The organism is Pirellulales bacterium (assembly GCA_036267355.1).
GTDB lineage: Bacteria > Planctomycetota > Planctomycetia > Pirellulales > DATAWG01 > DATAWG01.
In genome coordinates this window covers 1-26118 of the sequence record DATAWG010000072.1, presented here as the reverse complement: position 1 = coordinate 26118, position 26118 = coordinate 1, and the positions used below count along the sequence as shown (strand labels likewise).

General features: G+C 62.4%; 19 protein-coding genes. 14 read left to right on the top strand and 5 right to left on the bottom strand.

The annotated features are described in order from the left end of the window. Positions 1-138 precede the first annotated feature (138 nt). From VHX65_10845 to VHX65_10810, 8 genes are all read left to right on the top strand, one after another. Complete coding sequence (locus tag VHX65_10845) at positions 139-291, top strand: hypothetical protein (protein ID HEX3999039.1); 153 nt, start codon at positions 139-141, stop codon at positions 289-291. A gap of 226 nt (positions 292-517) precedes the next feature. Beyond that, positions 518-691 (top strand): DUF1328 domain-containing protein, encoded by a 174-nt coding sequence (locus VHX65_10840; GenBank protein ID HEX3999038.1) that lies wholly within the window; start codon positions 518-520, stop codon positions 689-691. Between the two features lie 78 nt (positions 692-769). After that, the gene (treZ, locus tag VHX65_10835; GenBank protein HEX3999037.1) at positions 770-2602 is read left to right on the top strand and encodes a malto-oligosyltrehalose trehalohydrolase; all 1833 of its coding nucleotides are present in this window, start codon (positions 770-772) and stop codon (positions 2600-2602) included. Further along, complete coding sequence (gene treY, locus VHX65_10830; protein HEX3999036.1) at positions 2592-5909, top strand: malto-oligosyltrehalose synthase; 3318 nt, start codon at positions 2592-2594, stop codon at positions 5907-5909. Before treZ ends, treY begins: the two co-directional genes overlap by 11 nt. A 216-nt stretch (positions 5910-6125) precedes the next feature. After that, on the top strand, positions 6126-7508 hold the full coding sequence (locus tag VHX65_10825) for a gluconate:H+ symporter (GenBank protein ID HEX3999035.1): 1383 nt from the start codon (positions 6126-6128) through the stop codon (positions 7506-7508). Between the two features lie 35 nt (positions 7509-7543). Then, positions 7544-8614, top strand: coding sequence for a membrane dipeptidase (locus VHX65_10820; protein ID HEX3999034.1), 1071 nt, complete (start codon positions 7544-7546; stop codon positions 8612-8614). Then, on the top strand, positions 8611-9711 hold the full coding sequence (locus VHX65_10815; GenBank protein ID HEX3999033.1) for a D-TA family PLP-dependent enzyme: 1101 nt from the start codon (positions 8611-8613) through the stop codon (positions 9709-9711). The genes VHX65_10820 and VHX65_10815 overlap by 4 nt, the downstream gene beginning before the upstream one ends. Before the next feature lie 256 nt (positions 9712-9967). Beyond that, positions 9968-10984: a LysM peptidoglycan-binding domain-containing protein gene (locus VHX65_10810; protein HEX3999032.1), complete on the top strand. Its 1017-nt coding sequence runs from the start codon at positions 9968-9970 to the stop codon at positions 10982-10984. Positions 10985-11073: 89 nt separating this feature from the next. Here VHX65_10810 and VHX65_10805 read toward each other — a convergent pair whose 3' ends face one another. Together VHX65_10805 and VHX65_10800 are read right to left on the bottom strand one after the other, a co-directional pair. Beyond that, a complete protein-coding gene (locus tag VHX65_10805; GenBank protein ID HEX3999031.1) occupies positions 11074-12081 on the bottom strand; it encodes an alpha/beta fold hydrolase in 1008 nt (335 codons plus the stop codon). A 384-nt stretch (positions 12082-12465) separates the two neighbouring features. Next, positions 12466-13509, bottom strand: a complete 1044-nt coding sequence (locus tag VHX65_10800; protein ID HEX3999030.1) for a DUF4142 domain-containing protein — start codon at positions 13507-13509, stop codon at positions 12466-12468. A 485-nt stretch (positions 13510-13994) separates the two neighbouring features. Here VHX65_10800 and VHX65_10795 point away from each other — a divergent pair, with 485 nt between their 5' ends. Continuing rightward, on the top strand, positions 13995-14957 hold the full coding sequence (locus tag VHX65_10795) for an alpha/beta hydrolase (GenBank protein ID HEX3999029.1): 963 nt from the start codon (positions 13995-13997) through the stop codon (positions 14955-14957). Between the two features lie 448 nt (positions 14958-15405). Here the strand turns inward: VHX65_10795 and VHX65_10790 are convergent, their stop codons facing one another. From VHX65_10790 to VHX65_10780, 3 genes are all read right to left on the bottom strand, one after another. Continuing rightward, positions 15406-16737: an Lpg1974 family pore-forming outer membrane protein gene (locus VHX65_10790; GenBank protein HEX3999028.1), complete on the bottom strand. Its 1332-nt coding sequence runs from the start codon at positions 16735-16737 to the stop codon at positions 15406-15408. 262 nt (positions 16738-16999) lie between these two features. Next, positions 17000-18523 (bottom strand): NAD(P)/FAD-dependent oxidoreductase, encoded by a 1524-nt coding sequence (locus VHX65_10785; protein HEX3999027.1) that lies wholly within the window; start codon positions 18521-18523, stop codon positions 17000-17002. A gap of 93 nt (positions 18524-18616) precedes the next feature. Continuing rightward, complete coding sequence (locus tag VHX65_10780) at positions 18617-19468, bottom strand: ROK family protein (GenBank protein HEX3999026.1); 852 nt, start codon at positions 19466-19468, stop codon at positions 18617-18619. A gap of 454 nt (positions 19469-19922) precedes the next feature. Between VHX65_10780 and VHX65_10775 the strand changes: the two genes are divergently transcribed. The 5 genes from VHX65_10775 (at position 19923) to VHX65_10755 (ending at position 25559) form a co-directional block, all read left to right on the top strand. Then, a complete protein-coding gene (locus VHX65_10775) occupies positions 19923-20381 on the top strand; it encodes a hypothetical protein (GenBank protein HEX3999025.1) in 459 nt (152 codons plus the stop codon). 224 nt (positions 20382-20605) lie between these two features. Next, the gene (locus VHX65_10770) at positions 20606-21202 is read left to right on the top strand and encodes a sigma-70 family RNA polymerase sigma factor (protein HEX3999024.1); all 597 of its coding nucleotides are present in this window, start codon (positions 20606-20608) and stop codon (positions 21200-21202) included. Positions 21203-22015: 813 nt separating this feature from the next. After that, a complete protein-coding gene (gene nadE / locus VHX65_10765; protein ID HEX3999023.1) occupies positions 22016-24061 on the top strand; it encodes an NAD(+) synthase in 2046 nt (681 codons plus the stop codon). 140 nt (positions 24062-24201) lie between these two features. After that, positions 24202-24639 carry a hypothetical protein gene (locus tag VHX65_10760; GenBank protein HEX3999022.1) on the top strand — a complete coding sequence of 146 codons (438 nt, stop codon included), beginning with the start codon at positions 24202-24204 and terminating at the stop codon, positions 24637-24639. Positions 24640-24851: 212 nt separating this feature from the next. After that, positions 24852-25559, top strand: coding sequence for a hypothetical protein (locus VHX65_10755; protein ID HEX3999021.1), 708 nt, complete (start codon positions 24852-24854; stop codon positions 25557-25559). The last annotated feature ends 559 nt before the right edge of the window (positions 25560-26118 follow it).

Sequence of the window (26118 nt, the reverse complement as noted above, 5' to 3'; positions counted from 1 at the left end):
GCTCGCAATCGGACATCGCTAAATCTTTGCTCCATCAATCCTCCGCTTCGCTCCCGCTTGCGTGCGGCGGAAACGCTCGAACGGCGCGGTGGGAGGCGTTTCAAGTGGCCGACGGCATACGGAGTATGCCTGCTACGTTTGCCACGCCCCGACGGCGAGCGCAATCCCTTCCGCCAAAAAACAATCGACCCGGCGGGCGGCCAGATGCCGCCCACCGGGTCGGTGGAAGCCCGCCTCAAGGTGCGGGCCCGTGATTCATTCGTGGTTCACAATCCGCAGGTGACGGTTTGAAAAGCGGAAGTTAGTTTTCGGCTGAACCTTCGCGCCGTGAACTCGTTGCATTCGGCATGCCACGGTCGGTTTCGCTGTTTTTCAAGCTAAAATCGACAACGAAACGAGCATCATGGTTGTTAACTGCGCACAGCTCACGCGACGCCGGAATCACGTCGGCATCGATTTTGCATTCGATGGGATGACACAAAGCTTCAGATGAATAGGATCGATAGGAGTCACGTCGATGCTTCGCCTCGCTATATTCTTCTTTCTTGTCGCCGTCGTGGCCGGAATATTCGGATTTACCGGCCTCTCGATCGCTGCGGCGGGAATCGCCAAATTCATCTTCTTCGTGTTCGTTGCGCTGTTCCTAATCGCTCTGGTGCTGGGTTTCACGTTGTTCCGGACGGTCTTGTAGCTCGGACGAAGGTTTTTTGCCGGACGATCGATTCAGACTCCACCGCACCCAAGCACCGAGGAAAGGGCGACCTCGCCGATGGAACCACGATACGAACCACAGGGCGCACTATTCGCCGCCGACGGCAGCGTCGCATGGCGGGTATGGGCGCCGCTCTCCAAGAAAGTCTCGTTGGTGCTAGGGACCGGCGCCCATCGTCGCGAGATCGCCCTGTCGGCCGCGCCCTTCGGTTATCACACTTGTGAACAGACCGGCATCGGCGAAGGGACGCCCTATACGTTCAAGCTTGACGACGGCCAGCAATATCCCGATCCTGCGTCGCGCTGGCAGCCCGAGGGGGTGCATCGCCCGAGCGCGGTGTTTTCAACCGCCGCATTCGCCTGGAGCGATGGCCGATGGCCGGGCATTCCGCGCGAGAACTTGGTGTTTTACGAATTGCACGTCGGCACGTTTACGCCGGAGGGGACTTTCGACGCGATCCTTCCGCGGCTCGGTGAATTGGCTTCGCTCGGCATTACGGCGATCGAGCTGATGCCGATCGCGCAGTTTCCCGGCGAGCGCAACTGGGGCTACGACGGCGTGCATCCCTACGCCGCGCAGAACAGCTACGGCGGACCGCGCGCATTGCAGCGGCTTGTGGATGCGGCGCACGCTGCCGGCTTGGCCCTATTTCTCGACGTGGTCTACAACCATCTTGGGCCGGAGGGAAGCTACTTCAATCGCTTCGGGCCCTATTTCACCGATCATTACCATACGCCGTGGGGCACGGCCATCAATTTCGGCGATGCCTACAGCGATCCGGTGCGGCAATTTTTCATCGACAACGCCGTGATGTGGATTCGCGATTTCCATGTCGATGGGCTCCGGCTCGACGCGATCCACGCGATCTACGACGCCTCGGCATTGCACATCCTGTCTGACATTCGCGCCGCGGTGCATCGCGCCGGCAGCGAACAGAATCGCACGGTGCATGTGGTCGCCGAAAGCAATTTGAACGATGTGCGCGTGGTGGATCCGCCGGAACGCGGCGGACACGGTCTCGACGGCGCGTGGAGCGACGACTTTCACCACTGCGTCCACGCTCTGCTGACCGGCGAGCGCGACGGCTACTATCAAGACTTCGGCGAAGCGACACAATTGGTCAAAGCGCTGAATGAGGTGTATGTCTACGACGGCTGCTATAGCCCCTTCCGGCGGCGGCGGCACGGCAACAACGTCGGCTCGGCCGATCGCACGCAGTTCGTCGTCTGTCTGCAGAATCACGATCAGATCGGCAACCGAGCGCTCGGCGATCGGCTGACGACGCTTTTGCCACCCGCGGCGCAGCGGCTTGCGGCGGCCTTGATGCTGTTTTCGCCGTTCGTGCCGCTTTTGTTCATGGGGGAAGAATATGGCGAGACGGCGCCGTTCCCGTTCTTTTGCTCGTTTGGCGATCCCGATCTGGTCGAAGCGATTCGCAAAGGCCGCAATCGCGAGTTTGCCGACCTGGCGTTCAAGTGGCAACACGAAATTCCCGACGCGCAAGATCCCGGCACGTTTGCCTCGGCGAAGCTGAGATGGTCGTGGCCCGAAGATTCGGCGGAAGCCAAGCGGCGAACGCTCTATCAAGATTTGCTCGCCGCGCGGCGAGATTGGCCGCAGCTAAATTATGGTCAGCCGTTGCACGCCGAGTTGGTCAACACGATTATCGTCATTCGCCGCGGCGAATCGCCGGCGATGATGATGTATGCCAACCTGACCGCCGAACCCGCCACGATTCCCTCGCAATCAGCCTCGTGGCCGTCCTCGGCTTCATCGCCGTGGTTCTCGACCGAAGATGTTCGTTACGGCGGTTCGCGGACGCCGGCCGACTCCGCGGAACGGCTCCTTCCCTACGAACTCTTGGTCCGAGGAGCGACGCATGGCGACTAGCAACGGCGATCTGTCGCGGTTCGAAGCCGGCTCACGGAGCGAGGATGCGATCCAGTTCGATGCCCCGTCGCAGCCAAGGGATTCCGCCGCGCTACTCGATTGCCTGGTGGATTCGGTGCGAAAGATCGTCGTCGAGCGCTCGCGGTGGCCCGATTCGACGTATCGGCTGCAATTCCAGGCCGGCAAACGGACGTTTCGCGACGCGGCGGCCATCGCGCCGTATCTGGCGCAGCTCGGCGCGAGCCATCTGTATGCGTCCCCCTATTTCAAATCGCAAACCGGTAGTTCGCACGGCTACGATGTCGTCGATCACGGCCGGTTGAACCCCGAACTCGGCAGTGCGGAGGATTATTCCGCGATGGTGGCAGCCCTGCGCAAAGCGGGGCTTCGCCAACTGCTCGACATCGTTCCGAATCACATGGGGATCGTCGGCGGCGAGAACCCGTTTTGGAACGACGTGCTCGAAAACGGCCCGAGTTCACGCTACGCCCATTTTTTCGACGTCAATTGGCAACCGATCAAGGCCGAACTCGAAAACAAGGTGTTGCTGCCGGTTCTCGAGGATCAATACGGCAAGGTGCTCGAAGCCGGCAAGCTCAAGCTGATCTATGAGGATGGCGCATTTTTCGTTCAATACTATGAGACAAAACTGCCGCTCGACCCGCGCAGCTATGCCATTCCTTTGACCGCCGGTCTTGCGGAAATGAAACAAAAGTTGGGCTCCGACTCGGCCGACCTGCGCGAGTTGGAAAGCATCCTCACGGCAATCGATTATCTTCCGCAGCACACGGAAACCGCTGTGGAGCGCGTCGCCGAGCGGCATCGCGAAAAAGAAGTGATCAAAGGCCGACTGCGCCGGTTGACCGACGGATCGCCCGCGATCTCCGCCTTTATCCTGCAAAACTTGCAAACCTGGAACGGCTCGCCCGACGACCCGCACAGTTTCGACCGGCTCGACGAGTTGTTGAATGCGCAGGTGTATCGCCTTTCGTATTGGAAGGCCGCGGCCGATGAGATCAACTATCGCCGGTTTTTCGATGTCAGCCAGTTGGCCGCCGCCTGCACCGAACAGCCTGAGGTCTTCGAAGTCATTCACCGCTTGGTGTTCGAACTGATCGGCCGCGGCGATGTCGATTGTTTGCGGGTCGACCATATCGACGGTCTGTTCGATCCACAAGACTACATGCGCCGCTTGCAACAAGGCTACTTGCGGACGCTCGGGCGAATGGCCTTTGAGCGGCTTCGCGATTCACCCGCGGCTGCGGCCCCTTTCGCGCACGCCGGTGTGCAACCGCCGTCGCAGACGGCGATGTCTGGCGGCGGCGAGACAGCGACATCGAGCGGCGCGGCCACCGCGACCGCCGCTGCCGCTCCCCCTCAGCCGCTGAAGTGGGAAGATCTCGAACAATCGTTTCTGGCGAAAATCGATGCGGCGCTCGGCAACCGATCCCGCATGCCGCTGTATGTGGTGGTGGAAAAAATTCTCGGCCCTGAAGAGCCATTGCCCGACGACTGGCCCGTCGCCGGAACGACCGGCTACGACGCGCTCAACCACATCACCCGCCTGATGCTTGATCCGACCGGCGTCGCACGGATGGTCCGAATCTATCAGCGCTTTATCAACGATCGCGTCGGCTTTCCGGAAGTCGCATACCGATCGAAACTGCTCATCACCCGCGTGGCGATGGCCAGCGACATGCAGTTGCTCACTCATCAGCTCAACCGTATTTCGGAGCGGCATCGTCGCTCGCGCGATTTTACGCTCAACACGCTTCGCGTCGGCTTGCGCGAAATCCTCGCCTGTTTTCCGGTTTATCGCACGTATATCCATCCCGGCCATGTTTCGGAGCGCGATCGGCAGGTGGTGTACCGAGCGGTCGCCCAGGCGAAGCGCCGCCGGCCGGAGCTCGATGTCGACCTGTTCGATTTCATCCGCGCCGTGCTGCTGCTGGAGCAACCGCCGGATCTCGACGAGGCCGGCTGCCGCGAGCGAGCGCTGTTCGTGGGAAGGTTTCAACAGGTGACCAGTCCGCTGGTGGCCAAGGGGGTGGAAGACACCGCCTTTTATGTCTACATCCCGCTGGTGACGCTCAATGAAGTGGGGGGCGATCCGACAAAACTCGCCGATTCCACCGACGAATTTCATCGCGAAAACGCTGCCCGCCTCAAGCGCCAAGCCGGTTCGCTCGTCGCCACCACCACGCACGACACGAAGCGCAGCGAAGACACGCGGGCGAGGATCAACGTTCTCTCCGAGGTGCCGCATCTGTGGCGCACCGCGGTGAATCATTGGGCCCGGCTCAACCGCCGCCACCGCCGCGAAGTCGACGGCGGGCCTGCCCCCAGCCGCAACGACGAATATCTGTTCTACCAGTCGGTCGTCGGCACCTGGCCGATCGACGAACTCGATCACGCCGGGATGGACCAGTATCGCACGCGCATCCAGGCCTATATGGAAAAGGCCACCCACGAAGAAAAGCAGCGCACCGGTTGGATCAATCCGAGCGCCGAATACGATGCGGCCGTGCGCGATTTCGTGGCCGCAGCGCTCGACGATCACCCGAAAAACCGTTTTCTTGCCGATCTGCGCGAGTTCCATGCCCAAATCATCGGCTGGGGTTTGTACAGCGCCTTGTCGCAAGCGTTTTTCAAGCTTACTTCGCCGGGCGTTCCCGACATCTATCAAGGCCAGGAGTTGTGGGACTTCAGCCTCGTGGATCCCGACAATCGCCGCGAAGTCGATTTCACTTATCGGCGACAACTGCTCGGCGAACTGCAGGCGACGCTTGCGAATGACGGTTCGCGATTGGAATTTGCCCGCCGGCTGACCGACAATCCGCGCGATCCGCGATTGAAGCTTTTCGTAACGTGGCAATTGCTGCAATTCCGCCGCCGGCACTCGGATCTCTTTCGCCACGGCGAATACATTCCGCTTTTCGCCGATGGCTCCCGAGCCCGACACGTTTGCGCCTATGCTTGGCGTGCAAGGGCCGGCGTGCGCACGGACCGCTCGTCGGCGGCGCCTTCTTCTTCCGACCATTTCGCGACTTCACCGCGGATCGCCATCGCCGTCGCTCCACGTCTCTTGGCTCGCTTGTCGCTCGGCCTCCCCGACGGCGGCGACCAATCCGCCGCCCCCATCGGCGAAGCAATTTGGTCCGACACGCGGTTGTTGCTCGGCGACTTGCCGGCGAGCCAGCTAAAAAACCTCTTCACCGGCGAAACCATCGATCTCGCAGGCTCCGCATTGCCGCTTTCGACCGCGTTGGCAAATTTCCCGGTCGCCCTGCTGACGAATGCCGATTAACCGGCGGCTAGCGCGATGCCGCGCGCCTTGACTGTCCGCGTGTGAGCGGCACGGCGCTAGCCGCCGGTGCCTTAGCGAGACTTATCGCTATGCCGCCGCGCGGTGTCGTTCCAGGAAATTTCCGGCACGGTTTGCTTCCACTGCCCGCCGCTTGCCGTTCTAATCATTTCCTCGAATTCACGCTGCTTCGCCGTTCCGCTTGCCGAGACTCTCCGATTGGACACCGCCACTTGGCTTCTGCTCGACACGCTGCTGGCCGTCGTTGGCCTGGTGCTGCTCATTACCTGGCTGAAGCTGAATGCGTTCATCGCGCTGGCTATTGCATCGCTGGCGGCTGGCATTGGGGCGGGGATGAATGTCGCAACGGTGGCCGATGCTTTCGAGGCGGGTGTCGGCGACATGCTCGGCAAAGTCGCCATGGTTATCGGCCTCGGGGCCGTGCTTGGGCAAATGCTGGGCGAATCGGGGGGCGCCAAGAAACTCGCCGCGAGCATGCTCGACGCTTGCGGACCACGGCTGCTCGCCGTTGCGGTCATCGGCTGCGCCTTTCTGATCGGCATTCCCGTGTTTTTCACAGTCGGGCTGGTGCTGTTGGTGCCCGTGTTGGTTCCGCTTGCCGAGCGGGCCGGAATTCGCTTGTCGCGGCTTGGTCTGCCGCTCGTGGCGGGGCTATCGGTGTCGCACGCGCTGGTGCCGCCGCACCCCGGTCCGATGGCGGCGATCGGCATGTTGCACGCCGACGTGGGCAAGACGATTCTCTATTCCATCCTGATCGGAGTCCCGACCGCGCTCGTGGCAGGGCTGATGTTTGCTCGCGTCGATGTCGGCGAAGCGACGCCGGCAAGCGATGAAAAGCAGAACGCGGGCGACCAATCCTTGCTAGCGCGGCGGGCTGCGGGCGAGATGGAGCCGATTCGCTCCCCGGCGCTCGCTTGGGTGCTGCTGACGATTCTATTGCCGATCCTGCTGATGCTACTGCGAACGCTGGCCGAGCTTTTGCTGAGCGGCAATGCGCGGTTTGAGCCGCTATTGCACACGGCCCAAATGCTTGGCGATCCGGCCGTAGCGATGCTGATTGCCGTGCTCGTTTCGTTCGTGACGATGGGATTGTCGGTCGGCATGTCGCGGCGGCAGATCGCGGCGACGAGCGGGGCGAGCCTTGCCCCCATCGCGGAGATTCTGCTCGTGGTGGCGGCCGGCGGAGGCTTTAGCCGGGTGCTGATCGCCTCGGGCGTGGGCGATGCGATCTTGCATCGAGCCACGGCGGTGGCGATTTCGCCGCTGCTGTTGGGTTGGCTTGCGACCGCGGCAATCCGCGTCGCGACCGGCAGCGCCACGGTCGCCATCACCACGGCCGCCGGTTTGCTCGCCCCTTTGGCTGCGAAGTCGGGCGTTCGGCCGGAGATGATGGTACTGGCGATGGGGGCCGGTTCGATTGTATGCTCGCATGTGAACGACGGCGGCTTTTGGCTCGTGCAAAAATACCTCCGTCTCAACACGCCCGAAACCCTGCGCACCTGGACCGTGCTGGAAACCGTGATTTCGATCGTCGCCTTCGGCCTCACACTGCTGCTCTCCGCCGCCGTCGGTCCGAAATAGCTTTTGCCGGCCCTCCAGTATCCCGCTTCATTCCCATGCTGATCTTCGACGCCCATCTCGATCTGGCGATGAACGCCCTAGAATGGAATCGCGACCTGACGCGGCAGGTCGCCGAGATCCGAGCCCGCGAACAGGGGCAGACCGACAAGCCCGACCGCGGCAACGGCACGGTGTCGCTGCCGGAAATGCGCCGCGGCCGAGTCGGATTGTGTGTTGCGACACTCATTGCCCGCTACGTCAAGCCGCCGAACAAGCTCCCCGGCTGGCATAGCCCGGAAATCGCGTGGGCCCAAACGCAGGGCCAATTGGCCTGGTATCGGGCGATGGAAGAAGCGGGCCAAATGACGCCGATCACCGATGCCGCTTCGCTCGATCGGCATGTCGCACTGTGGAGCGATTCGCCGCCGCCCGACGCTCCGATCGGCTACGTGCTCAGCCTCGAAGGAGCGGATTCGATTCTCACGCCGCGGCATCTCCAGCGGGCGTATGCCCAAGGATTGCGCGCCATCGGCCCGGCGCACTACGGCCCGGGCACGTACGCACACGGCACGCATTCGCCCGGCGGACTTGGTCCGCGCGGCCGTGAATTGCTGGCCGAAATGCAACGACTTGGCATCATCCTCGACGCGACGCATCTCTCCGACGAAAGCTTTTGGGAAGCGCTCGATGCGTTTTCCGGCCGCGTTTGGGCGAGCCACAACAATGTGCGTGCGATCGCTCCCGACACGCGGCAATTCACCGACGAACAGATCCGTGCGCTCCTCGAACGCGGCGCGGTGATCGGCCTGCCGCTCGACGCTTGGATGATGGTTCCCGGCTGGATTCGCGGCAAAACTCGTCCGGCCGACGTCGGGCTCTCGCTCAATCACATGATCGACCATCTCGATCGCATCTGCCAATTGGCCGGCAACGCCCGGCACGTCGGCCTGGGCACCGATCTCGACGGCGCTTTTGGCGTCGAGCAAACGCCGGCCGACGTCGACACGATCGCCGACTTGGCGCGCCTGCCCGAGTTGCTTGCAGCGCGTGGCTATCCGCCGAGCGATGTCGTTGCGATCATGCATGGCAACTGGATTCGCTTCTTGCGCGAGAGTTGGCGCCGATGAACGACCGATGGTATGCGATCGCGAATGCCGAGGAGGTCGATTCGCCGTCGCTATTGGTGTATCCGCCGCGGATCGAGGAAAACATTCGCCGAATGATCTCGATCGCCGGCGACGCCGATCGGCTGCGGCCGCACGTCAAAACGCACAAGATGTCGGCCGTGGTGCGGCTGCAGTTGGGGGCGGGCATTCATCGGTTCAAATGCGCGACGTTGGCGGAAATGGAAATGGCGGCGGGTGCCGGGGCCGACGATATTCTACTGGCCCATCAGCCGGTGGGGCCGAAGATCGCCAAGCTTGTAGCGCTCTCGATGCGATTTCCAAACGCCCGACTGGCGGCGATCGTCGACGACGCCGCGGCCGCGAGCCGGCTCTCGGCAGCCTTCGCCCAGGCAGGCCGGCGGTTGGATGTGTTCATCGATCTCGACGTGGGTATGGGCCGAACCGGCATTCCTCCTGGCCCGCCCGCGATCGATCTGTACCGGTGCTTGGCTGCTCTGAACGGCCTGAGGCCATGCGGATTGCATGCCTACGACGGGCATCTCCACCAGCCGGGTCTCGCGCAGCGGCGGCAATTGGCCGAGGCGGCGATGGCGCCGGTCGAATCGTTGCGAGAAAAATTGCGGGCGTTCGGCTACGACGTTTCGGAACTTGTCGCCGGCGGAACGCCCACGTTTCCGATTCATGCGGCCTATTCCGATCGGCAACTTAGCCCCGGCACGTGCCTTTTGTGGGATGCGGGTTACGCCGCGATGCTTCCCGATCTGGATTTTCTTTTCGCGGCAGCGCTGCTGACGCGCGTCGTGAGCAAGCCGGCGGCCGACTGCGTGTGCGTCGATCTGGGACATAAAGCCGTGGCCGCGGATCCGAAAGGTGTGCGAGTTGTCTGGCCCGATTTGCCGGACGCAGCCGTCGTTGTCCATAGCGAAGAGCATCTGAACTTGCGTTCGCCGGCGGCACGCAATTTATCAATCGGCGATGTGCTCTATGGCATCCCGTGGCATATCTGTCCGACCTGCAACCTGCATCCGCGGGCGATCGTGGTGGACGATGGCCGGGCAACGGCGGAATGGGCCATTGACGCGCGCCAAAGGAACTAACGTAGCAGGCACACTCCGTGGGCCATCGGCGCGACGAAACGCAATTGATCTCGAAAGAGGTTGAAAGCCGATCACCTCCGTTGGCCGGCATAAGTGGCCGACGCCACACGGAGTGTGCTTGCTACGTTGTCGCTTTGTCAAACTCTGACGCATAGCCCGGATTTGCTGTCTGGCGTTTGCTGCGCAAGTTGCCGCGAGTGGCGATTTGGCGCAAGCCCTGCCTTCGCTCCGTCGATAACAGAACAAGGAGCGTTCTATGCCTCGGCGTGCAAAGATCGTGTTGGTCTCGATCGTGCTGACGATCGGATTCGTCGTGGCATTGCAATTCCGCAAGCCGGCCGCGACGAAAACCGCCGCCGCACCTAGCGAAACGGCTGGTCATGCCATGTCGGCGCCGCAAATCGTGCCGCCGAATGGCGCGCCGCCGCTCGATTTGTCGGCGAATTCCGGCCAGACAAACGCCGGCGCTAACGACCCCGCAACCCGCTCTTCGGCGACACCGCAGGAAACGAATTCGCACTCGCAAAACGACACCGTCGCTGCTCCGACGCCTTCGCCGCCGGCCACGCCGCAGCCTGCATCTCCAACATCGACGCCGCCGCCGGCTGCCGATGCGAACGATTTTCACACGGCGGCAGGAAGCGCGCCCACAAAACCGGCCGAAGGCGCGTTGCCCGATTTGCCGGACAGATTTTCCGGGAATCGGTCGGATTCTCCGTCGACGTCCGATTTTCATACCGAACCGTCGCCGGATGCTTCGCCGCCGCAGACGCACAAGATCGTCGACGGCGATTCTCTGCCAATGTTGGCCGAGCGATATTTGGGCTCGGCCAGTCGAGCCGGCGAGATTTTTGCCTGCAATCGCGATGTGCTCGGCGATCCGGAACTGCTGCCGATCGGTGCCCGGCTGCGAATTCCGAGCGGTCAAGCGCGCGCCCGACCGCCGGCGGGCGATCCGGCAACGGCCGCGGTCGCTGCGGCGCAGCCGGCCGCATCGCCGCCGCCGGGCCCCGCAGTCGGCCCGACGCCTGCCGCGACGAAAGCGCCGCTGCTCGATATCGGTTCATCCGGCTTGTCACCGCTGCCGCCGATCGATCCGCAATCGCAAGCCGCGGGGCGGATCTACGTCGTGCAAAACGGCGATACGCTGTCGAGCATCGCTCAAAAAGTCTACGGCGACAGCGCGCATACCGACGTGCTTTTGCAAGCGAATCGCGAGCAACTCCGATCGGACCACGATATTCGGGCCGGCATGTTGCTCGCTACGCCTTAACGGCTGCAGCCGCCTGCGACCGGCTTTCCCACCGTGGATGGGTGTGCCGTGAGCTCCGCCGCTGTTTGCCGCCGCTGGCCGGCAGGCCGTTATTGCCCCAATGCCGGCTTGCGGTCGGTCCAGGGGAACTTTTTGTTCACCAGCCGCCACTCGATGAACTGCCCAATCACCAGCGTCAACTGCGGCAGGATCGACTTATCGTTCAAGATGTTCGGACCCTGAAGCGAGGCCGCTTTGACGGTCGAAAGGAACAGATCCTGTTTGTCCATCACTTCGCGGTCGTCCGTGGGCTTTGGTCGCAAGGGTGCGAGGCGGTTGTAGATTCGTTTCGCTTCATCCATCGCCTTGGAATTCTTTTCGCCGGCGATGATCAACACCGACAGGCCGGTTTGCAATAGCGGAGTGCCGAGCGAATCGTTGATCGGGATACCGTGGAAATTCATCGGCGGCGAAATCAGCACCACGGCCTTCACATCTTGGCCTTGCTTGGTGGACGGCAATTGCGGCCAATGCCAATCGTATTGCGACCATTTGACCGCCAGCATGGCCCCCATATCGTTGCCGACCACGCAGAGTTTTTCGATATTCAATTCACCGGCATTGTTGCGCTCCATGAGATACGATTTCACGGCTTCGAGGTCTTGGGTGACCATCAGCTCGAAATCCCCTTTTCTCAACGTCGACGGATCGATGGTCACCAGTTCGCCGCCCCGATTGATGCTCGTGCTCTTGCCGTGCCCGCGAAGGTCGGGAACGATCACCGCGCAGCCGCGGGCCTGCATCGCCAGGGCAAGGCCGGCAAAATCCGCCCGGCTTCCCTTGTAGCCATGCAACATGATGATCGGCACGGCATTCTTCCCCTGGATGCTGCCATAGTAGGTGGCCTGCATTTGCAAGCCGTCGGTCGTTTGCAATTCGATATCGAGCGGCGCGGGGATCTTCTTTTCTCCTGGCGGATCATCGGCCGCTTGGGCCCGCGCGGCCATCCCCAATACGCCCACCATCAGGCCGGCCAATAGGCTGACGGCGGCCAATTTCAGACACGATCGATCGAACGACAGATGCCTGGAAAACCACTGCGGGGCAAAACGATTCATGCCTGGATCCTCGGGAGAAAACCTTGGGACATAGCCCGGAGACAATCGTAAAACCGCCGGCGAATGCCGGTCGTGCGATGCAGGTTTCATCGTAAGTGCGCGGCAGGGGTTCGTCAACATTTGGCCTTTGCCGACAGCACGCTACCACGATAGGCGCTGTCCGGGCTACCGGAAACCGAGCCTCGAGGCGATCGTCGCCGAATATGCCCGGCTGGCCGGCAAACCCGAATAGCAGGTCGAATTGCCAGGAAACAAAAAAACCCTCCGCACGCACGGAGGATGCGTGGGGAAGGCTTTCGACAGACGGCACCGATTGTATCGGTTCCGCCGCTAATTGAAATCTAGTAATTCATCTGGCTTGAGCTGCGCGGCAAGGAGCGCCCCTTATTTTGCCGGACTGCTCGTGCTCGCCTGGCCTTCGGAGTAGTTGCGGTCGGTGAGTTCCTTCATCAGGTCTTTCGCTTCCGATAGATGCGATTGAGCCACTTGAATTCCCTGATCGATCAAGCTCTTCAGACGCAGCGATGCATACTGCCGCAGCACTTGCGATGTTTCGATGTACATCTGGTGCATGACGATCTGCTGGCCGACGTAGGCGATATCGGCATCCGCCGATTTCATCGTGTCCCACTGCTTGGTGGTGTCGGCTAACGATTGCGCGCCGATCTGCCGCTGGACGTGGAAGAAGTCGAGACCGCGGGGATGGTTCATCGCGGCGATGTTCGCGGCCACTTGGCGATCGACTGGCGCCGCCTGCCGCGGAGGCTGCGGCGCTGCGGTGGCAACCGGCCGTGGCGATGGCGTCGTTCCCGGCACCGGCAAGCCGCCCGGCGTCGGCACCGTCGACGAATTTGGAACACTGCCGGGCGTCGGCACACTGCCGATATCGGGCGCCCGAACGGGGGTGCCCGCGGTTCCCGGGGCGGCCGGCGTTTGCGGCGTTCCGCTGATGTCGGCCCGGCCGGCGTCGACCGGCCCTTCCGGCCGGACGGGCGCCGTTGCCGGCGCGCTGGTCGCGGCTGGGGCAATCGCCGCCATGTTCGTCGCTTCGAACGGTTTCAATGCTTCGAGGAATTGGGAGTGATCGTGAATCATGCGATCGGCAAATTGCCGCACCGCTTGATTCTGCGATTTCGCCTCGGCTACTTTGGCCAACGACACCTCACCTCGATTGTCGATATGCAGCCACTCGGCCACGTCGTGGTCGAGGCTGAGAACGGGTGCTTGTTCGGGAGTGATCGGTTTTTGCGTCAGGTAGGAGGGGAGCGTTTGCCCCGGGGCGGGAAAGGGCCGGCCGGGCGAAATCTGCGGCGACGGCGGCAGCGGCGACACGGGGGGCGTCTGCGCGTTCGCCGTGGCCACCAACGCACACAGCGCGGCCGATACGGCAAGAAACGCCCCCTTAAGTTTCCATGATGTATTGGCCATACGATTACTCTCCTTGTCGAGAAACGGTCGTGAACCGAAAATGAGCCCGGAATTGGCTCGTAACGGAGCAAACCATATACCCGCTGAAAGAAAGAGGACTTCGCCGCTCCGTCATCCGACCGGAACTCACCTTCATGGCAAGACAGCCGATATCCGCTGCCTGCGCTGATCGGCATTGGCTCGCATTGGCTTAGAAGCAACCGCAGCCGAGGCCTTCAATGCGGCGAGTGCGCGTTTTGCACGGCCCCCTCAGGGCCGGTTAACGCGCGGAACCGTGTTCCCGGGCCTCCGCCGCTGGCGCGGCTCCGGCCTGGACTGGCAGAATCGGCTTTTCAGGCCGCTAGGCCGCTGGAGTCGGTGCCCGCGGCTGCTTTCAAGCCGAGTGGGCGCGAACTATAATGCGGCGCGGCCGACGTGCTTTGATCGGCCGATTGCATCCGCACGCCGCCAGTTTTCCCACCTCCAACCCTTGGTCAGGCTCACTCATGAAAGCGATCTTCCCGCGTTTGGTTCGAGCCGTTTGCAGTTTGATCATTGTTCTCGGCGTAGCGCTCTTCGCAACTCGCGGAATGGCCGACGATGCGGCGAGCGGCGCGGCGAAGAACGTCGGCAGCGAATCGAAACCGGTCACGCTTTGGCCCGGCGTCGCGCCCGGCGACAAAGGGGACATCGGGCCGGAGCACGATTCCACCAAGCACAATCCGAAAGGCGAGCCGTCGAAAGAAGTCATTCGGCTGGCGAACGTCAGCAAGCCGACGATCACGGTTTTCTCGCCCCCGAAAGATCAGAACACCGGCGCCGCGGTGGTCGTTTGCCCCGGCGGCGGCTATGCGATTCTGGCCTACGATCTGGAAGGGACCGAGATTTGTCATTGGCTGAATTCGATCGGCGTGACCGGAGTGCTGCTGAAATATCGCGTTCCGGCGCGGCCCGGCCGCGAGCGCTTTGCCGCTCCGCTTGAAGATGCCCAGCGAGCAATCGGAATGGTTCGCAGCCAAGCGAAGGATTGGGGCATCGATCCGAAACGGATCGGCATCCTTGGCTTTTCCGCCGGCGGGCACCTCGCAGCCACGGCCAGCACGAATTTCTCGGAGCGGACATATCCCACCGTCGACGCGGCCGACCGGGAAAGCTGCCGCCCGGATTTCACGATCCTGATTTACCCGGCCTACCTGGCCGAGAAGGGAAATCCCACCAAGCTGGCACCGGAGATCAAGGTCGGGGCCGACACGCCGCCGGCTTTCATCGCGATGACCGAAGACGATGCGGCCGACAATGCGGTCGCCTATTTTCTAGCCCTTCGGCATTTGAAAATTCCCTGCGAAATGCACATCTATCCCAAGGGGGGCCACGGCTACGGATTGCGGCCTTCGCCGAACGAAGTTTCGCATTGGCCCGACCGGGCCGCCGAATGGCTCAAAGCCAACGGCTGGCTGGCTGCAAAATGAAGGCGGATCTCCTGTGGCGCGCGTCGTTTGAAGGAGTGATCGGAGGCGCGCCGCCCGATCGGACGAATTCGTTTTTCGGCCGAATACCTGGCAGCGAATCTCGATACGGGCCGGCGATACGTGAGCCTGAAGGGCGCATTCCGTCAGCCCAGGGCGGAGCCGTGGCGAAGCCCTGTGACCGTGATACGGCGCGTTGGCCAGCCCTGATAGGGGCCGTTCCACAATCTGCGGCGCTTTATTGAACGGCCCTGTCAGGGCCGGTGCATCGTACGGGGCGGTTGACCCAGGCCTCCGCCGCCTGCGCGGCTCCGGCCTGGGCTGGCAGAATCGGCCCTTCAGGCCGAGGCGCTAAACGTTGCCGCGAGTGAATATTGTGGGCCATGCTAAGCGAGCCGTTCGCATGGCACCCATTCTGAGGCAGTCGCCGAGGTTATTTCTCGGCCGAGCCTTACCAATTCGTTTCGATGCCCAGCGACGGGCCGGCGAGCGAAAGACCGCCGCTGTGGTCGAAGTTGGCGAGTTGCCGCGGGCCGAGAACCAGTCCGCCCAGATAATAGGTTTGATAGCCGCCGCGGAGCCAGAAATGCGCGCTCAGGCGATAGCGGGCCATGAACGTGAATTCCACCAATCCTGCCACGTTCGTTCCGTGGGCCGATTGGTCGAACGGATAGAATCCGACGGGATTGCCGGAGATCACGCCGCTGGAATTGAGGTTCGAATAACTCGCCGAATTGAAGTTGGCCAGCAGCGCGCCCTTCACCTCGGTAGTCAAAGCAAGCCGATTCCAATAGCTCGTCCAGGCGGCGCCGATTTGCGGGCCGACCAGGTTGTTCGCCGTGCGAATGTCGATGTTCTCGAAATCGCCGGTCGAAAGGTCGGACCCGTTCAGGTTGAATCGATCGGCCACTTGCACGAACCGCACGCCCCATAGGCCCGCCAGCGTCCAGGTCGGGCCCGCGGTGGCAATCAATCGCTGATTGATTTCGGCATTGTTCACTCGGCTGCCGTAGGTGTAGCTGAGGCCGTTGTCGAAGCCGCCGATGATGGCATCGGTCTGCGTCCAAGGGGAATAGGCCAAGATCGTGTTGCCGACCGGATCGCCGGCAATCGATCGCCCGACCGATGTTTGTTGCAAACCGAAATAGGTCAGCTCGAGCGAATTGCGGTCGTTGAATCGATAGCCGCCTTGCAAGCGGACACCCGAGTCGAGTGGAAAATCGACGTCGGTGCTGGTGAGAATATCGGTGACGTAGCCCAGGCCCGCGCCGTAGTCGGTCACGGTGTTGCCTAGGATGACGCTCGTGTTGTCGACGCGCTGGAGCCAGATTGCTTCGGCGCTGAACATCCAATGCGAGCCGGGCGTCGGCGTGCCGAGGGCCGGAAACATCGTGGTTCCATCGCTGCTCGGCACGGTGGGGTATTCTGCCGCGGGCGGCGGCACATAGCTGGGCCGCCCATAATTTGGCGGCGGATAATAACGTGGCGGCGGAAGAATCTGCGGCGGGTTCGGCTGTTGGACGGAATACGGCTGCTGCGGCGGATACACCGGCGCCGATGGATAGGTTGGCGCCGCGGCATGCGGTGGGTGCCAATCCGAAGGGCTCGGCGAGCTGGGCAGCGGGGCCTGCGGCGGATAAACCCCCGGCGCGCCCGTTTGCGGTCCGGCGGCGATCGCCGTCGGTTCTGCCGGCGGCAACGGCCCACCGTAGCCTTGCGCCCAAGCCGCAGCCGGGCACAACGCGCATACCGCGAACGTCGCTAAGAGAATGCGTTGCCACATAAGAAGAGGGGCGGATTGAACCAAAAATCGCCGCCCGCAGGTAGATCGATTTGCGGCTGCTAGCAATCTCAAAACTCACCAATCGTCAAACTAGCCCGAAGCGTTAGCGAGGGAGCCCCGCAACGGAGCGCACCATCGCGCCAGGCGGCGGAAATCCGCATGCACGTCGACTCGAAGACGTTAACGAGGGCGACCCGCAACGGAGCGCATCCTCGCTGACGCTTCGGGCTAATGTTTTGAGGCAAAGCCTGGCTGTGCAACTTCATGGATCGCGCGAGATCGAACTGTGTGTCCAGGCCGGCGGATCGCTTGCGGGGAACGATTCTTCCGACGCTTCGCCGATTTCATCCGTTGCTTGGTCCTCTGGCGACGCGGCCGAAGATGGTTGCGTGTTCGCCCGCCCATCGCTTTGTGGCTTGCTCGCCGCAGGCTCCGGCGTTGAAACAGCGCCAACTGGCGAACCGCCTGTTACGACACCCACGGGCGACTTGCCGGTGATCAAGAGGGCGGAGCGATCCTTCGTCAGATAACTCCAGCCCCATTGGACGAACACCAAAAGCCGATTGCGGAATTGCACCAGCGTCATCAGATGGATGAACAGCCATGCCAGCCACGCAAGCGCTCCGGAAAGCCGGATAAACTTCAGATCGGCCACGGCTTTCCATCGCCCGATCGTGGCCAGCACGCCGCGGTCGTGGTAGTGGAACGGCGGCAGCCTGCGGCCGGCAAGCCGTTCGCGGATCAATCGGGCGGCGTAGGTGCCTTGCTGCATTGCCACCGGCGCGAGCGCGGGCAGCGATTGGCCCGAGCCGTCGTCGAGTCGAGCCATGTCGCCGATCACGAACACCTCCGGATGGCCGGCCACGGTCAGATCGGCTCCGACCGGCACGCGGCCGGAGCGGTCGGCCGAGATGCCGGCCGCTTCGGCAAGTTTCTTGCCCAGCGGCGACGCTTCGACCCCGGCCGCCCAAAGGACTGTGCGGGCCTCGATTTGCCGCGTCTTTCCCGATTGTTCGATCGTCAGCAAATGCGGATCGACTTGCGTGACTCGCGCGCCGGTGAGCACGTTTACGCCCAGATGCGTCAGTGCGTCGCGGGCTTTCGCGGAAAGATCGGGATGGAACGTCGGCAAGATGCGATCGAGCGCTTCGATCAAGAAGATTTGCGAACGGGCCGGATCGAAGGAGCGAAATTCGTTGCGCAACGTGTGCGCGGCGATTTCCGCGATCTGGCCGACGAGTTCGACGCCCGTCGGGCCGCCGCCGACAACCACGAATGTCAGCCATTTTTCGATCTCGGCCGAAAGGCCTGAGCGTTCCGCTGCCTCGAAGGCCCAGAGAATTCGCCGCCGGATTTCCGTGGCGTCGTCGAGCGATTTCAAACTCGGCGCGAGCTGTTCCCATTCCGGATGGCCGAAATAGCTGTGGCCCGAGCCGGCGGCAACGATCAACGAGTCGAAGCCGATCGCATCGCCGCTGCCGGAATTGTTGCTTGCCGAACCGCTGCCGGCTGAATCGCGAGCGAGCAACACTTCGCGTCGCGATAAATCGAAGCCACAAACGTTGCCCATCAGTACGACCGCGTTCCGCTGCCGCTTCAATAGCGCTCGCAAGGGCGATGCCACATTCGCCGGCGAAAGCGTGCCGGTGGCCACCTGATACAAAAGCGGCTGAAACAGATGATAGTTCTGCCGGTCCAGCAGTGTGACGTGAACCGCGGCGCGGGCCAAGCCCTCGGCAGCCCGCAGCCCGCCAAAACCTCCGCCGACGATCACGACTCGATGCATGGCGAATCTCCTCGTTGCGGTTCGATCGACTGCGGTCCTTGAATTACGCCTTGTCAATTGGCTCGTCGATTGCCGCCCGACAATTCCAGTTTTTCAATCTCCGTTGGCTTTTGCGACGTTCGGATTGGATTCCGGTTCGCGGCCCATCAGTCCGCGGTCGCGTCGCCAGAGCCAAATGCCGCCGCGCATACCGAAATCGTTCGACACGATTTCGACATCGGGCTGGAGTTCGAAATCAATTTTCCGCGAATTGCCGCCGCCGAGATAGAGGTGGTTGAACGTGGTCAGGGCCCGCAATACGGCGATGGCCCTGCGCAGCCGGCGATTCCATTTCTTTTTCCCGACCCGATTCAGGGCCGCTTCGCCAAGTTGCTCCTCATACGTTTCACCTTTGCGAAACGGATGGTGGGCAAATTCGAGATGCGGCGCGATCCAGCCATCTTCGAAGAGCGACGTGCCGACTCCGGTGCCAAGGGTGACGACCATTTCAATGCCTTCGCCGCGAATCGCGCCGAGACCTTGCAGATCGGCGTCGTTTTTCACTTTGGCCGGCTTGCCCAATTTCTGGCTGAGCGCGGTCGCCAGGTCGAAGCCGGCCCAACCCTTCGGATCGAGATTCGGCGCCGTCAGAATACGTCCCTTTCGCACCACGCCCGGGAATCCGGCCGACACCCGGTCGTACGATCGCAACGGCGCGATCAATTTGTCGAGTAAATTCATGAACACTTCGGGCGGACAGGGGTGCGGCGTGGGAAGGTGCGATTTGTCGGTCACCATGTTTCCCTGCTCGTCGAGCACCGAAGCTTTCAGCCCGGTGCCGCCGATATCGAGGGCCAGCGTGAATTTCGCGGCTGCCGGGCCGCCGTTGGAATCGGCGGTGCCTGGTTGCTTATCGGCTTGCCTGTCTACCTGCTCATCGACCCGTTTATCCGCGGCGATTTGCATGAAATATCTCCTGCCGTTTTTGGAGCGGCGCGCAATCGGGATCACTGCCACCGTGCAATTCCCGGTCCACAGATATTCTATCCCATCCTTACGTTGCAGGCACCTTCGTGTGCCGTTTGCGGCGGGACACGCGCGCGGCGCGGCGCCGGGCCGTGCAACACGAGGAGGCACACCGCGGAGTGAACGCAGTGCGGCGTGCGGACGGCACACGGAGCGTGCCTACAACAACGTACGGCGCTATGCGGATTTCGCCGGCGGGTGGGCGACTTGCCAATCGCGGGCCACTTCCCGGCGCCGCGTCGAACGGTCGGTCGGCCGGCGGCACGCCGACGATCGGCCGTCCAAATTTGTTTTGTAACAACGCCCGCGGCTTCACGCTCTGCAAAGAGAGTGAGACGGCCAGTGTCGGCCGCTCAAAAGGAGCAAATGAACTCAGTTTTGAAAGGACGTTGCCATGTCTCGTTTGATTCGCGTCGCGACCGCCGGGTGTGTGGTGTTGGGGCTCGCTTTGTTGGTCAGCACGCCGGCTGCCCAAGCCAAAGGGCATGGCGGCGGCCACAGCAGTGGTCACAGCCATAGTGGCAAGCACATGGGCTCGAAGGACCATCGAAACCATCGCGTCGATTATCGCAATCGCCGCAACGATTGGCGCTATCGGTACTACCCGAACTATTGCTTCGACAATGGCTGTGGCTGTGGTTGCGGCAGCGAGGTTGAATCGGCGCCGGCGGCCATGGCCCCCGATTCCGGTTGCCAGCCGACGTGCGACGCCGGTTGCGGCTACGTGCCCGGTTGCGAGGGCGGGTATGACCTTTGCCGGAAATACAATCGCAGCTACCGCGGCCACGGTGTCTCCTACCGCGGCGGGATGAGCCGTGGCGGCCACTCGCACGGTGGGCATGGCCGAAAGTAAGCGTGGATTGCGGGCGAGCAAACTCCGGACGGCGTGCATTACGCATCCATCGAAGCCGAATTTACCGGTCGTTGCCGCTTCCAATGTCGCTTCCGCCGGGCCGCCCGATCGCTGGGATCTTCCAGCGAAGGGTGGCCCGGCGGTTTTTGCGTTTCGCTTCCGCGCTGTCAGCCGTTAGGATGGTTCAAGAAATCGTCGGCCACTGAAACTTGAACGCTCTCGCCATGACCGAAGCAGACCAAAAATTCATCGATCGGTTTGCCGCGAGCGACCGCGATGCGCTCGGCGATTGGCTGCTGGCCCGGCGACCGGCACTGTCGGCTTATATCGAGCGCCGCTTGGGCATGGCGCTGCGGTGCAAGATCGAGGCGGAAGACCTCGTGCAAGAAGTCAATGCCGACGCGATTCGCTCGGCGGCCGAGATCGATTTCAGCAAGCGAGATCCATTTGGCTGGCTTTGCCAAATCGCCGAGCGGCGAATCATCGACGCGCATCGCCGTTTCTTCGGCAGCCAAAAGCGAAGCGCCGGCCGCGAGCGGTCGATGGATGCCGGGGTCGACTCGCAAGGGGGCGGGCTTGTGGATTTGCTCGTGGCCAGCATGACGACCGCCAGCCAGGCATTTTCACGCGATCAGCGGCAGATTCGCCTGCTGGCGGCCCTCGAATCGCTGCCGGAAGACCAGCGCACGGCGCTGCGATTGCGGTATCTCGAAGGTCTGCCCTCGAAGGAAATTGCCCAGCGGCTGGAAAAAACCGATGGCGCGATCCGAGTAATGCTCACTCGCAGCTTGGCCAAGCTGCAAGAATTGTTGGAGGAATAGGAGCCGCTCTTCTCCCAGCCGACGCAGAGAGAAAGCATTTTCACGGTGAGTCGCGGAGACGGTGGAGGAGACGGCAGGAACTGCGGTTAGTGGTCGAGGAAGGCCGGGATGATATATAGTCCGCTTCTGGGAAGGAGTGTGCTTAGGTAGCGTAGTCCGAAGCGTAAGCAAGGATGCGCTCCATTGCGAGTCGGCCTCACGAAGGCATCAGTCGAATGTGCATGCGGCTTTGCCGCCTGCAGCGAGACGATGCCGCCGTTGCGGCGCTTCCTCGCTAACGCTTCGGGCTTGTGTTCGATGCCGCGGTTGCGGCGCTTCCTCGCTAACGCTTCGGGCTTGTGTTCGATGCCGCGGTTGTGATTTCCGGTGCCGACTCGGAAGTTTCGAACACAAGGTACGGCTGGGGCTTGTCGCCAAGCCATCGGCGAAGCGGGGATGGTTCCTTGGAGTGGTCGGCCAGCCGAAATGGCGAAGTACGTCGATCGACTGCGTCATGAAAGACATGCGAAAGTCTCGACCCCCCGAGGCAAGCCAGGCTCTCCGTTCTCGCACGGTTTCCGCTTCGCGCAAAAATACGCGCACGAAATTCCGAGCATGGCGACCACAACGAGCAGCGCCCGCAAGCCGAATCGCATTTTCGGAATTCGCATCGGCAGATAATAGCCGATCGCCGCGACGGTTTGATGACGAGTATTGCCGCCGTCACCTCGCTTGCTCCGCCGTGTCTCCGCGACTCCGCGTGGGCCTGCATCCTCCGCGTTCGTCCGGCCCTCGCGTTGGCGGGCGGCGGGCTTAGAGGCTAAACTGGTCGCTATGCAGTTGCTTAAAGTCGGCGCCGCCGTTCTCAATCAGACCCCGTTGGCCTGGGATTCGAATAAATCGCATATTCTGGCTGCGATCCGCGCGGCCCGAGAACAGCGGGTAAGCGTGCTCTGCTTGCCCGAGCTGTGCATCAGCGGCTACGGCTGCGAAGACGCGTTTCTTTCGCCCGCCGTGCAGCGAATGGCGCTGACGCTATTGGGCGAAATCCTGCCCGCCACGCAAGGGCTCGTCGTTTCGCTTGGCTTGCCGCTATTGCACAACAACGCGCTTTACAACACGGCATGTCTTGTGGCCGACGGCCGAATTCTGGGTTTCACCGCCAAACGGTTCCTGGCCGGCGACGGCATCCATTACGAGCCGCGATGGTTCAAACCTTGGCCGGTGGGCCGGCGGGCGAGTGCGATCGTTCAGAATCAGGAATACCCGTTGGGGGATATTTATTTCGACGTCGGCGGCATCAAGATCGGCTTTGAGATTTGCGAAGATGCGTGGGTGGCCAACCGTCCGGGAAGCGAACTGGCCCGCCGCGGAGTCGACGTCATCTTGAATCCCAGCGCCAGCCACTTCGCATTTGCCAAGGCGGAGGTGCGACGGCGATTCGTGCTCGAAGGTTCGCGAGCCTTCGCGGTCAGCTATGTTTATGCAAACCTGTTGGGCAACGAAGCGGGTCGCGCCATTTACGACGGCGGAGCGCTGATCGCCACGGCCGGGCAATTGCTCGCCGCCGGGCCGCGATTCTCGTTCGCCGAAGTCGGCCTGACGACGGCCCTGGTCGATATCGACGCGACGCGGATGGCACGGGCGCGTAGCGGCAGTTTCGCCCCCGAGTTTTCCGACGCCGAAGCGAATTGCATTCAATCGCCGTTTTCCTATCCAACGCAGGAGTTCGAGCCGACGCTCGATCGCCACGCGGCCTGGGAACTCGGCGCCAGCGTGAAGGAAGAAGAATTCACCCGGGCAATCGCGCTGGCGCTGTTCGACTACCTGCGCAAAAGCCGGTCGCGCGGATTCGTCGTGTCGCTCAGCGGCGGAGCCGATTCGGCAGCCGTGTCGTGCTTGATCGCCGCGGCCGTGCAATTCGGTGTTGCCGAGCTTGGGTTGCTGGAGTTTGCGAAGCGGGTGGAATATATACTTCAGGGCGACGCAGCGCGCGAAGGGGGACGGGCACCATTTCCTCACCAGGCATCGGAAATGGAGCCAGTCCCCGACGCGCGGCAGTGGATTCATCGCCTGCTCACGTGCGTCTATCAATCGACGCGCAATAGCGGCAATGTCACGCGCAGCGCGGCCCGCGGCGTGGCCGAGGCGCTCGGGACGGATTTCATCGAATTCGACGTCGATGCGCTCGTGCAGCAATATATCGCGCTCGGCTCGCAGGCCGAGGGGCGGCCGCTCGATTGGGAAACCGACGATCTGGCGCTGCAAAACATCCAGGCCCGGGTGCGGGCGCCGAGCGTGTGGCTGCTGGCCAACGTGCGCGGAGCGCTGCTCGTGGCCACGAGCAATCGCAGCGAAGCCGCGGTCGGATATGCCACGATGGATGGCGACACGTCGGGCGGCATCAGCCCGATCGCCGGCATCGACAAGGCTTTCTTGCGCCGCTGGCTCGCGTGGTATGAAGCGCAAGGTCCCGAGGGGATCGGTCCGCTGGTGGCCCTTTCGGCCGTGAACCAGCAACAGCCGACCGCCGAGCTCCGCCCAAGCGCCGCGGGGCAGACCGACGAAGCGGATCTGATGCCCTACGAATTGCTCGATGCCATCGAACGGGCGGCAATTCGCGACAAGCGAAGTCCGCTGGAAGTGTTCAAGATCGTGCAGGTCGATTTTCCGCAATATTCAGCCGCGCAACTGTTGGCGTGGGTCGAACGGTTCTTCCGGCTTTGGTGCCGCAACCAATGGAAGCGCGAGCGCTATGCCCCATCGTTCCACGTCGACGACGAGAATCTCGACCCGAAAACATGGTGCCGCTTCCCGATTCTGTCCGGCGGCTTCGAACGCGAACTGGCCGAACTGCGCGCGTATGTGAACAAGCGATAAACCCGGCTGCCCGATTCCATGCCGGCTATCCTGAGGGGCATGTGAAACGATTTGCCGTGAGCCGCGACATGCCCACGCGAAGCCGTGGGCATGGCGCCCACCCCTCGAGCCTATAGCCCATTTTTTGGAGTCCTACGATCATGACTGAGCGCGAACGCTGGATCGTCTATCCGCTGTTGTTGTTGACGCTGGGGCTTACGCTGCGCGACAAATTTGGCATGGTCAAAAAGATCGAGGCACATCGGGTTCTTTGCGAGCAACTCGTGGTGCTCAACGACGACGCCGGCCCGCAGGTCGTGATCGATTCCACGAGGGCGGGCGGAGTCGTGCGGGCAATCAATTCGAGCCACACCATGGATCTGGTGCTCGGACATGAGGATCGCGCCTCGAGCTTGTTCTGTGAAACAGCGACGAACGAGGGCACAACCTCTCGCGCACTTTTGGGAAATCTGCAGCGACTGGCACCGAAACCGCTGCTCGATTGGCTCGGCCGCTGGCCGCTCCTCGACCCGCGCGTAAACCGCGACGCGGAACCGGCGGGCCAAAGTTCCAACGGCAGCCCGAAACCAGCGAAGTAAGAATTTCCGAGTCAAACTCGGCCGGATTGGTCGGGCGCCTGCGGTCCACCGGAGCTGCGTTTCGCTTGACTTGCCGGCATCCCGCATCGAAACTACTATCTTCTGCCGCGAAGCTGCCGACTTTTCCGCGCGGCTGATTCCGGCGCCGAACAGCGCCGCTTGTTTCGCCACTCACGCCGCCTCCCACAACGTCATCCACGACGACATCGACGATGCCGATCGCCATAATTTGCCCCGGCTGCCATAGCCGCTTTCAAGTCAGCGAGAAGTTCGGCGGGAAGCAAGGTCCTTGTCCGAAGTGCAAGACGCTGATCAATATTCCCAAGGCCTCGGAACAGGTCAAAATCGCCGAGCCCGAAGACTACGGAGGAGCGAAAGACACCAAGGGCCGGCTCGTTCTCAAGCCGATCGAACGCGAGGAAACCCGGCTGACCGCCAATGTGGGCGTGGCGATCGGGGCCGCTTGCGTGGTGACGTTGGGATTGGCATGGATGCTCGGCCACGCGGCGGCGCGAGCCACCGATCCGATTACCGGCGCCGAATTGTCGCGGCCGGACGTGTCGCCGATCCTCTTGGGGCTCGCAGCGCTGCTCTTGGCGCCGCCGCTGGTGTTGGCCGGCTACACGTTTTTGCGCGACGACGAACTCGAGCCCTATCGGGGCCGGTCGCTTTGGATCCGTGCTCTGTTATGTTCCGTCGTTTACGCGGGACTGTGGGGCGCGTATGCGTTTCTCAATGCGAAGGGCTATTTGAGCGGTCCGCAGGTGTGGCTGTTTGTCGGACCGCCGTTCTTCGTCGTCGGCGGCACTGCGGCATACGCGGCGCTCGATCTGGAATTCGGCAGCGCCGTGATGCATTACGCCTTCTACTTGGTCGTGACGGTGCTGCTGCGGCTGGTGATGGGCCTGCCGCCAGTGTAGCAGGCACACTCCGTGTGCCGTCGGCGCTCCGCTGCGCATCGCACGCGCTGGGCGCGTTGCACGCGAATGGACGGCAGACGGCACACGGAGTGTGCCTGCTACGTTGGCGAATGCTTCCCAGCGGCCGGGTTTGCAAGAGGCATCTTTCTGCCATGTGCAACATTGGCCATTCACCGGCGGAGCCAGGACACGCGATTGAGCTGGGCGGTGTTGTCCGTAACGTAGCAGGCACACTCCGTGTGCCGTCGGCGCTCCGCTGCGCATCGCACGCGCTGGGCGCGTTGCACGCGAGTGGACGGCAGACGGCACACGGAGTGTGCCTGCTACGTTGGCGAATGTTTCCCAGCGGCTCGGTTTGCAAGAGGCATCTTTCTGCCGTGTGCAACATTGGCCATTCACTGGCGGAGCCAGGGGCACACGATTGAGTTGGGCGGTGTTGTCCGTAACGTAGCAGGCACACTCCGTGTGCCGTCGGCGCTCCGCTGCGCATCGCACGCGCTGGGCGCGTTGCACGCGAGTGGACGGCAGACGGCACACGGAGTGTGCCTGCTACGTTGGC

Bases quoted from the DNA above. Each gene is read 5' to 3' on its own strand.
- VHX65_10840 (HEX3999038.1), top strand. From the start codon at position 518: ATGCTTCGCCTCGCTATATTCTTCTTTCTTGTCGCCGTCGTGGCCGGA.
- treZ (HEX3999037.1), top strand. From the start codon at position 770: ATGGAACCACGATACGAACCACAGGGCGCACTATTCGCCGCCGACGGC.
- treY (HEX3999036.1), top strand. From the start codon at position 2,592: ATGGCGACTAGCAACGGCGATCTGTCGCGGTTCGAAGCCGGCTCACGG.
- VHX65_10820 (HEX3999034.1), top strand. From the start codon at position 7,544: ATGCTGATCTTCGACGCCCATCTCGATCTGGCGATGAACGCCCTAGAA.
- VHX65_10815 (HEX3999033.1), top strand. From the start codon at position 8,611: ATGAACGACCGATGGTATGCGATCGCGAATGCCGAGGAGGTCGATTCG.
- VHX65_10810 (HEX3999032.1), top strand. From the start codon at position 9,968: ATGCCTCGGCGTGCAAAGATCGTGTTGGTCTCGATCGTGCTGACGATC.
- VHX65_10805 (HEX3999031.1), bottom strand. From the start codon at position 12,081: ATGAATCGTTTTGCCCCGCAGTGGTTTTCCAGGCATCTGTCGTTCGAT.
- VHX65_10800 (HEX3999030.1), bottom strand. From the start codon at position 13,509: ATGGCCAATACATCATGGAAACTTAAGGGGGCGTTTCTTGCCGTATCG.
- VHX65_10795 (HEX3999029.1), top strand. From the start codon at position 13,995: ATGAAAGCGATCTTCCCGCGTTTGGTTCGAGCCGTTTGCAGTTTGATC.
- VHX65_10790 (HEX3999028.1), bottom strand. From the start codon at position 16,737: ATGTGGCAACGCATTCTCTTAGCGACGTTCGCGGTATGCGCGTTGTGC.
- VHX65_10785 (HEX3999027.1), bottom strand. From the start codon at position 18,523: ATGCATCGAGTCGTGATCGTCGGCGGAGGTTTTGGCGGGCTGCGGGCT.
- VHX65_10780 (HEX3999026.1), bottom strand. From the start codon at position 19,468: ATGCAAATCGCCGCGGATAAACGGGTCGATGAGCAGGTAGACAGGCAA.
- VHX65_10775 (HEX3999025.1), top strand. From the start codon at position 19,923: ATGTCTCGTTTGATTCGCGTCGCGACCGCCGGGTGTGTGGTGTTGGGG.
- VHX65_10770 (HEX3999024.1), top strand. From the start codon at position 20,606: ATGACCGAAGCAGACCAAAAATTCATCGATCGGTTTGCCGCGAGCGAC.
- nadE (HEX3999023.1), top strand. From the start codon at position 22,016: ATGCAGTTGCTTAAAGTCGGCGCCGCCGTTCTCAATCAGACCCCGTTG.
- VHX65_10760 (HEX3999022.1), top strand. From the start codon at position 24,202: ATGACTGAGCGCGAACGCTGGATCGTCTATCCGCTGTTGTTGTTGACG.
- VHX65_10755 (HEX3999021.1), top strand. From the start codon at position 24,852: ATGCCGATCGCCATAATTTGCCCCGGCTGCCATAGCCGCTTTCAAGTC.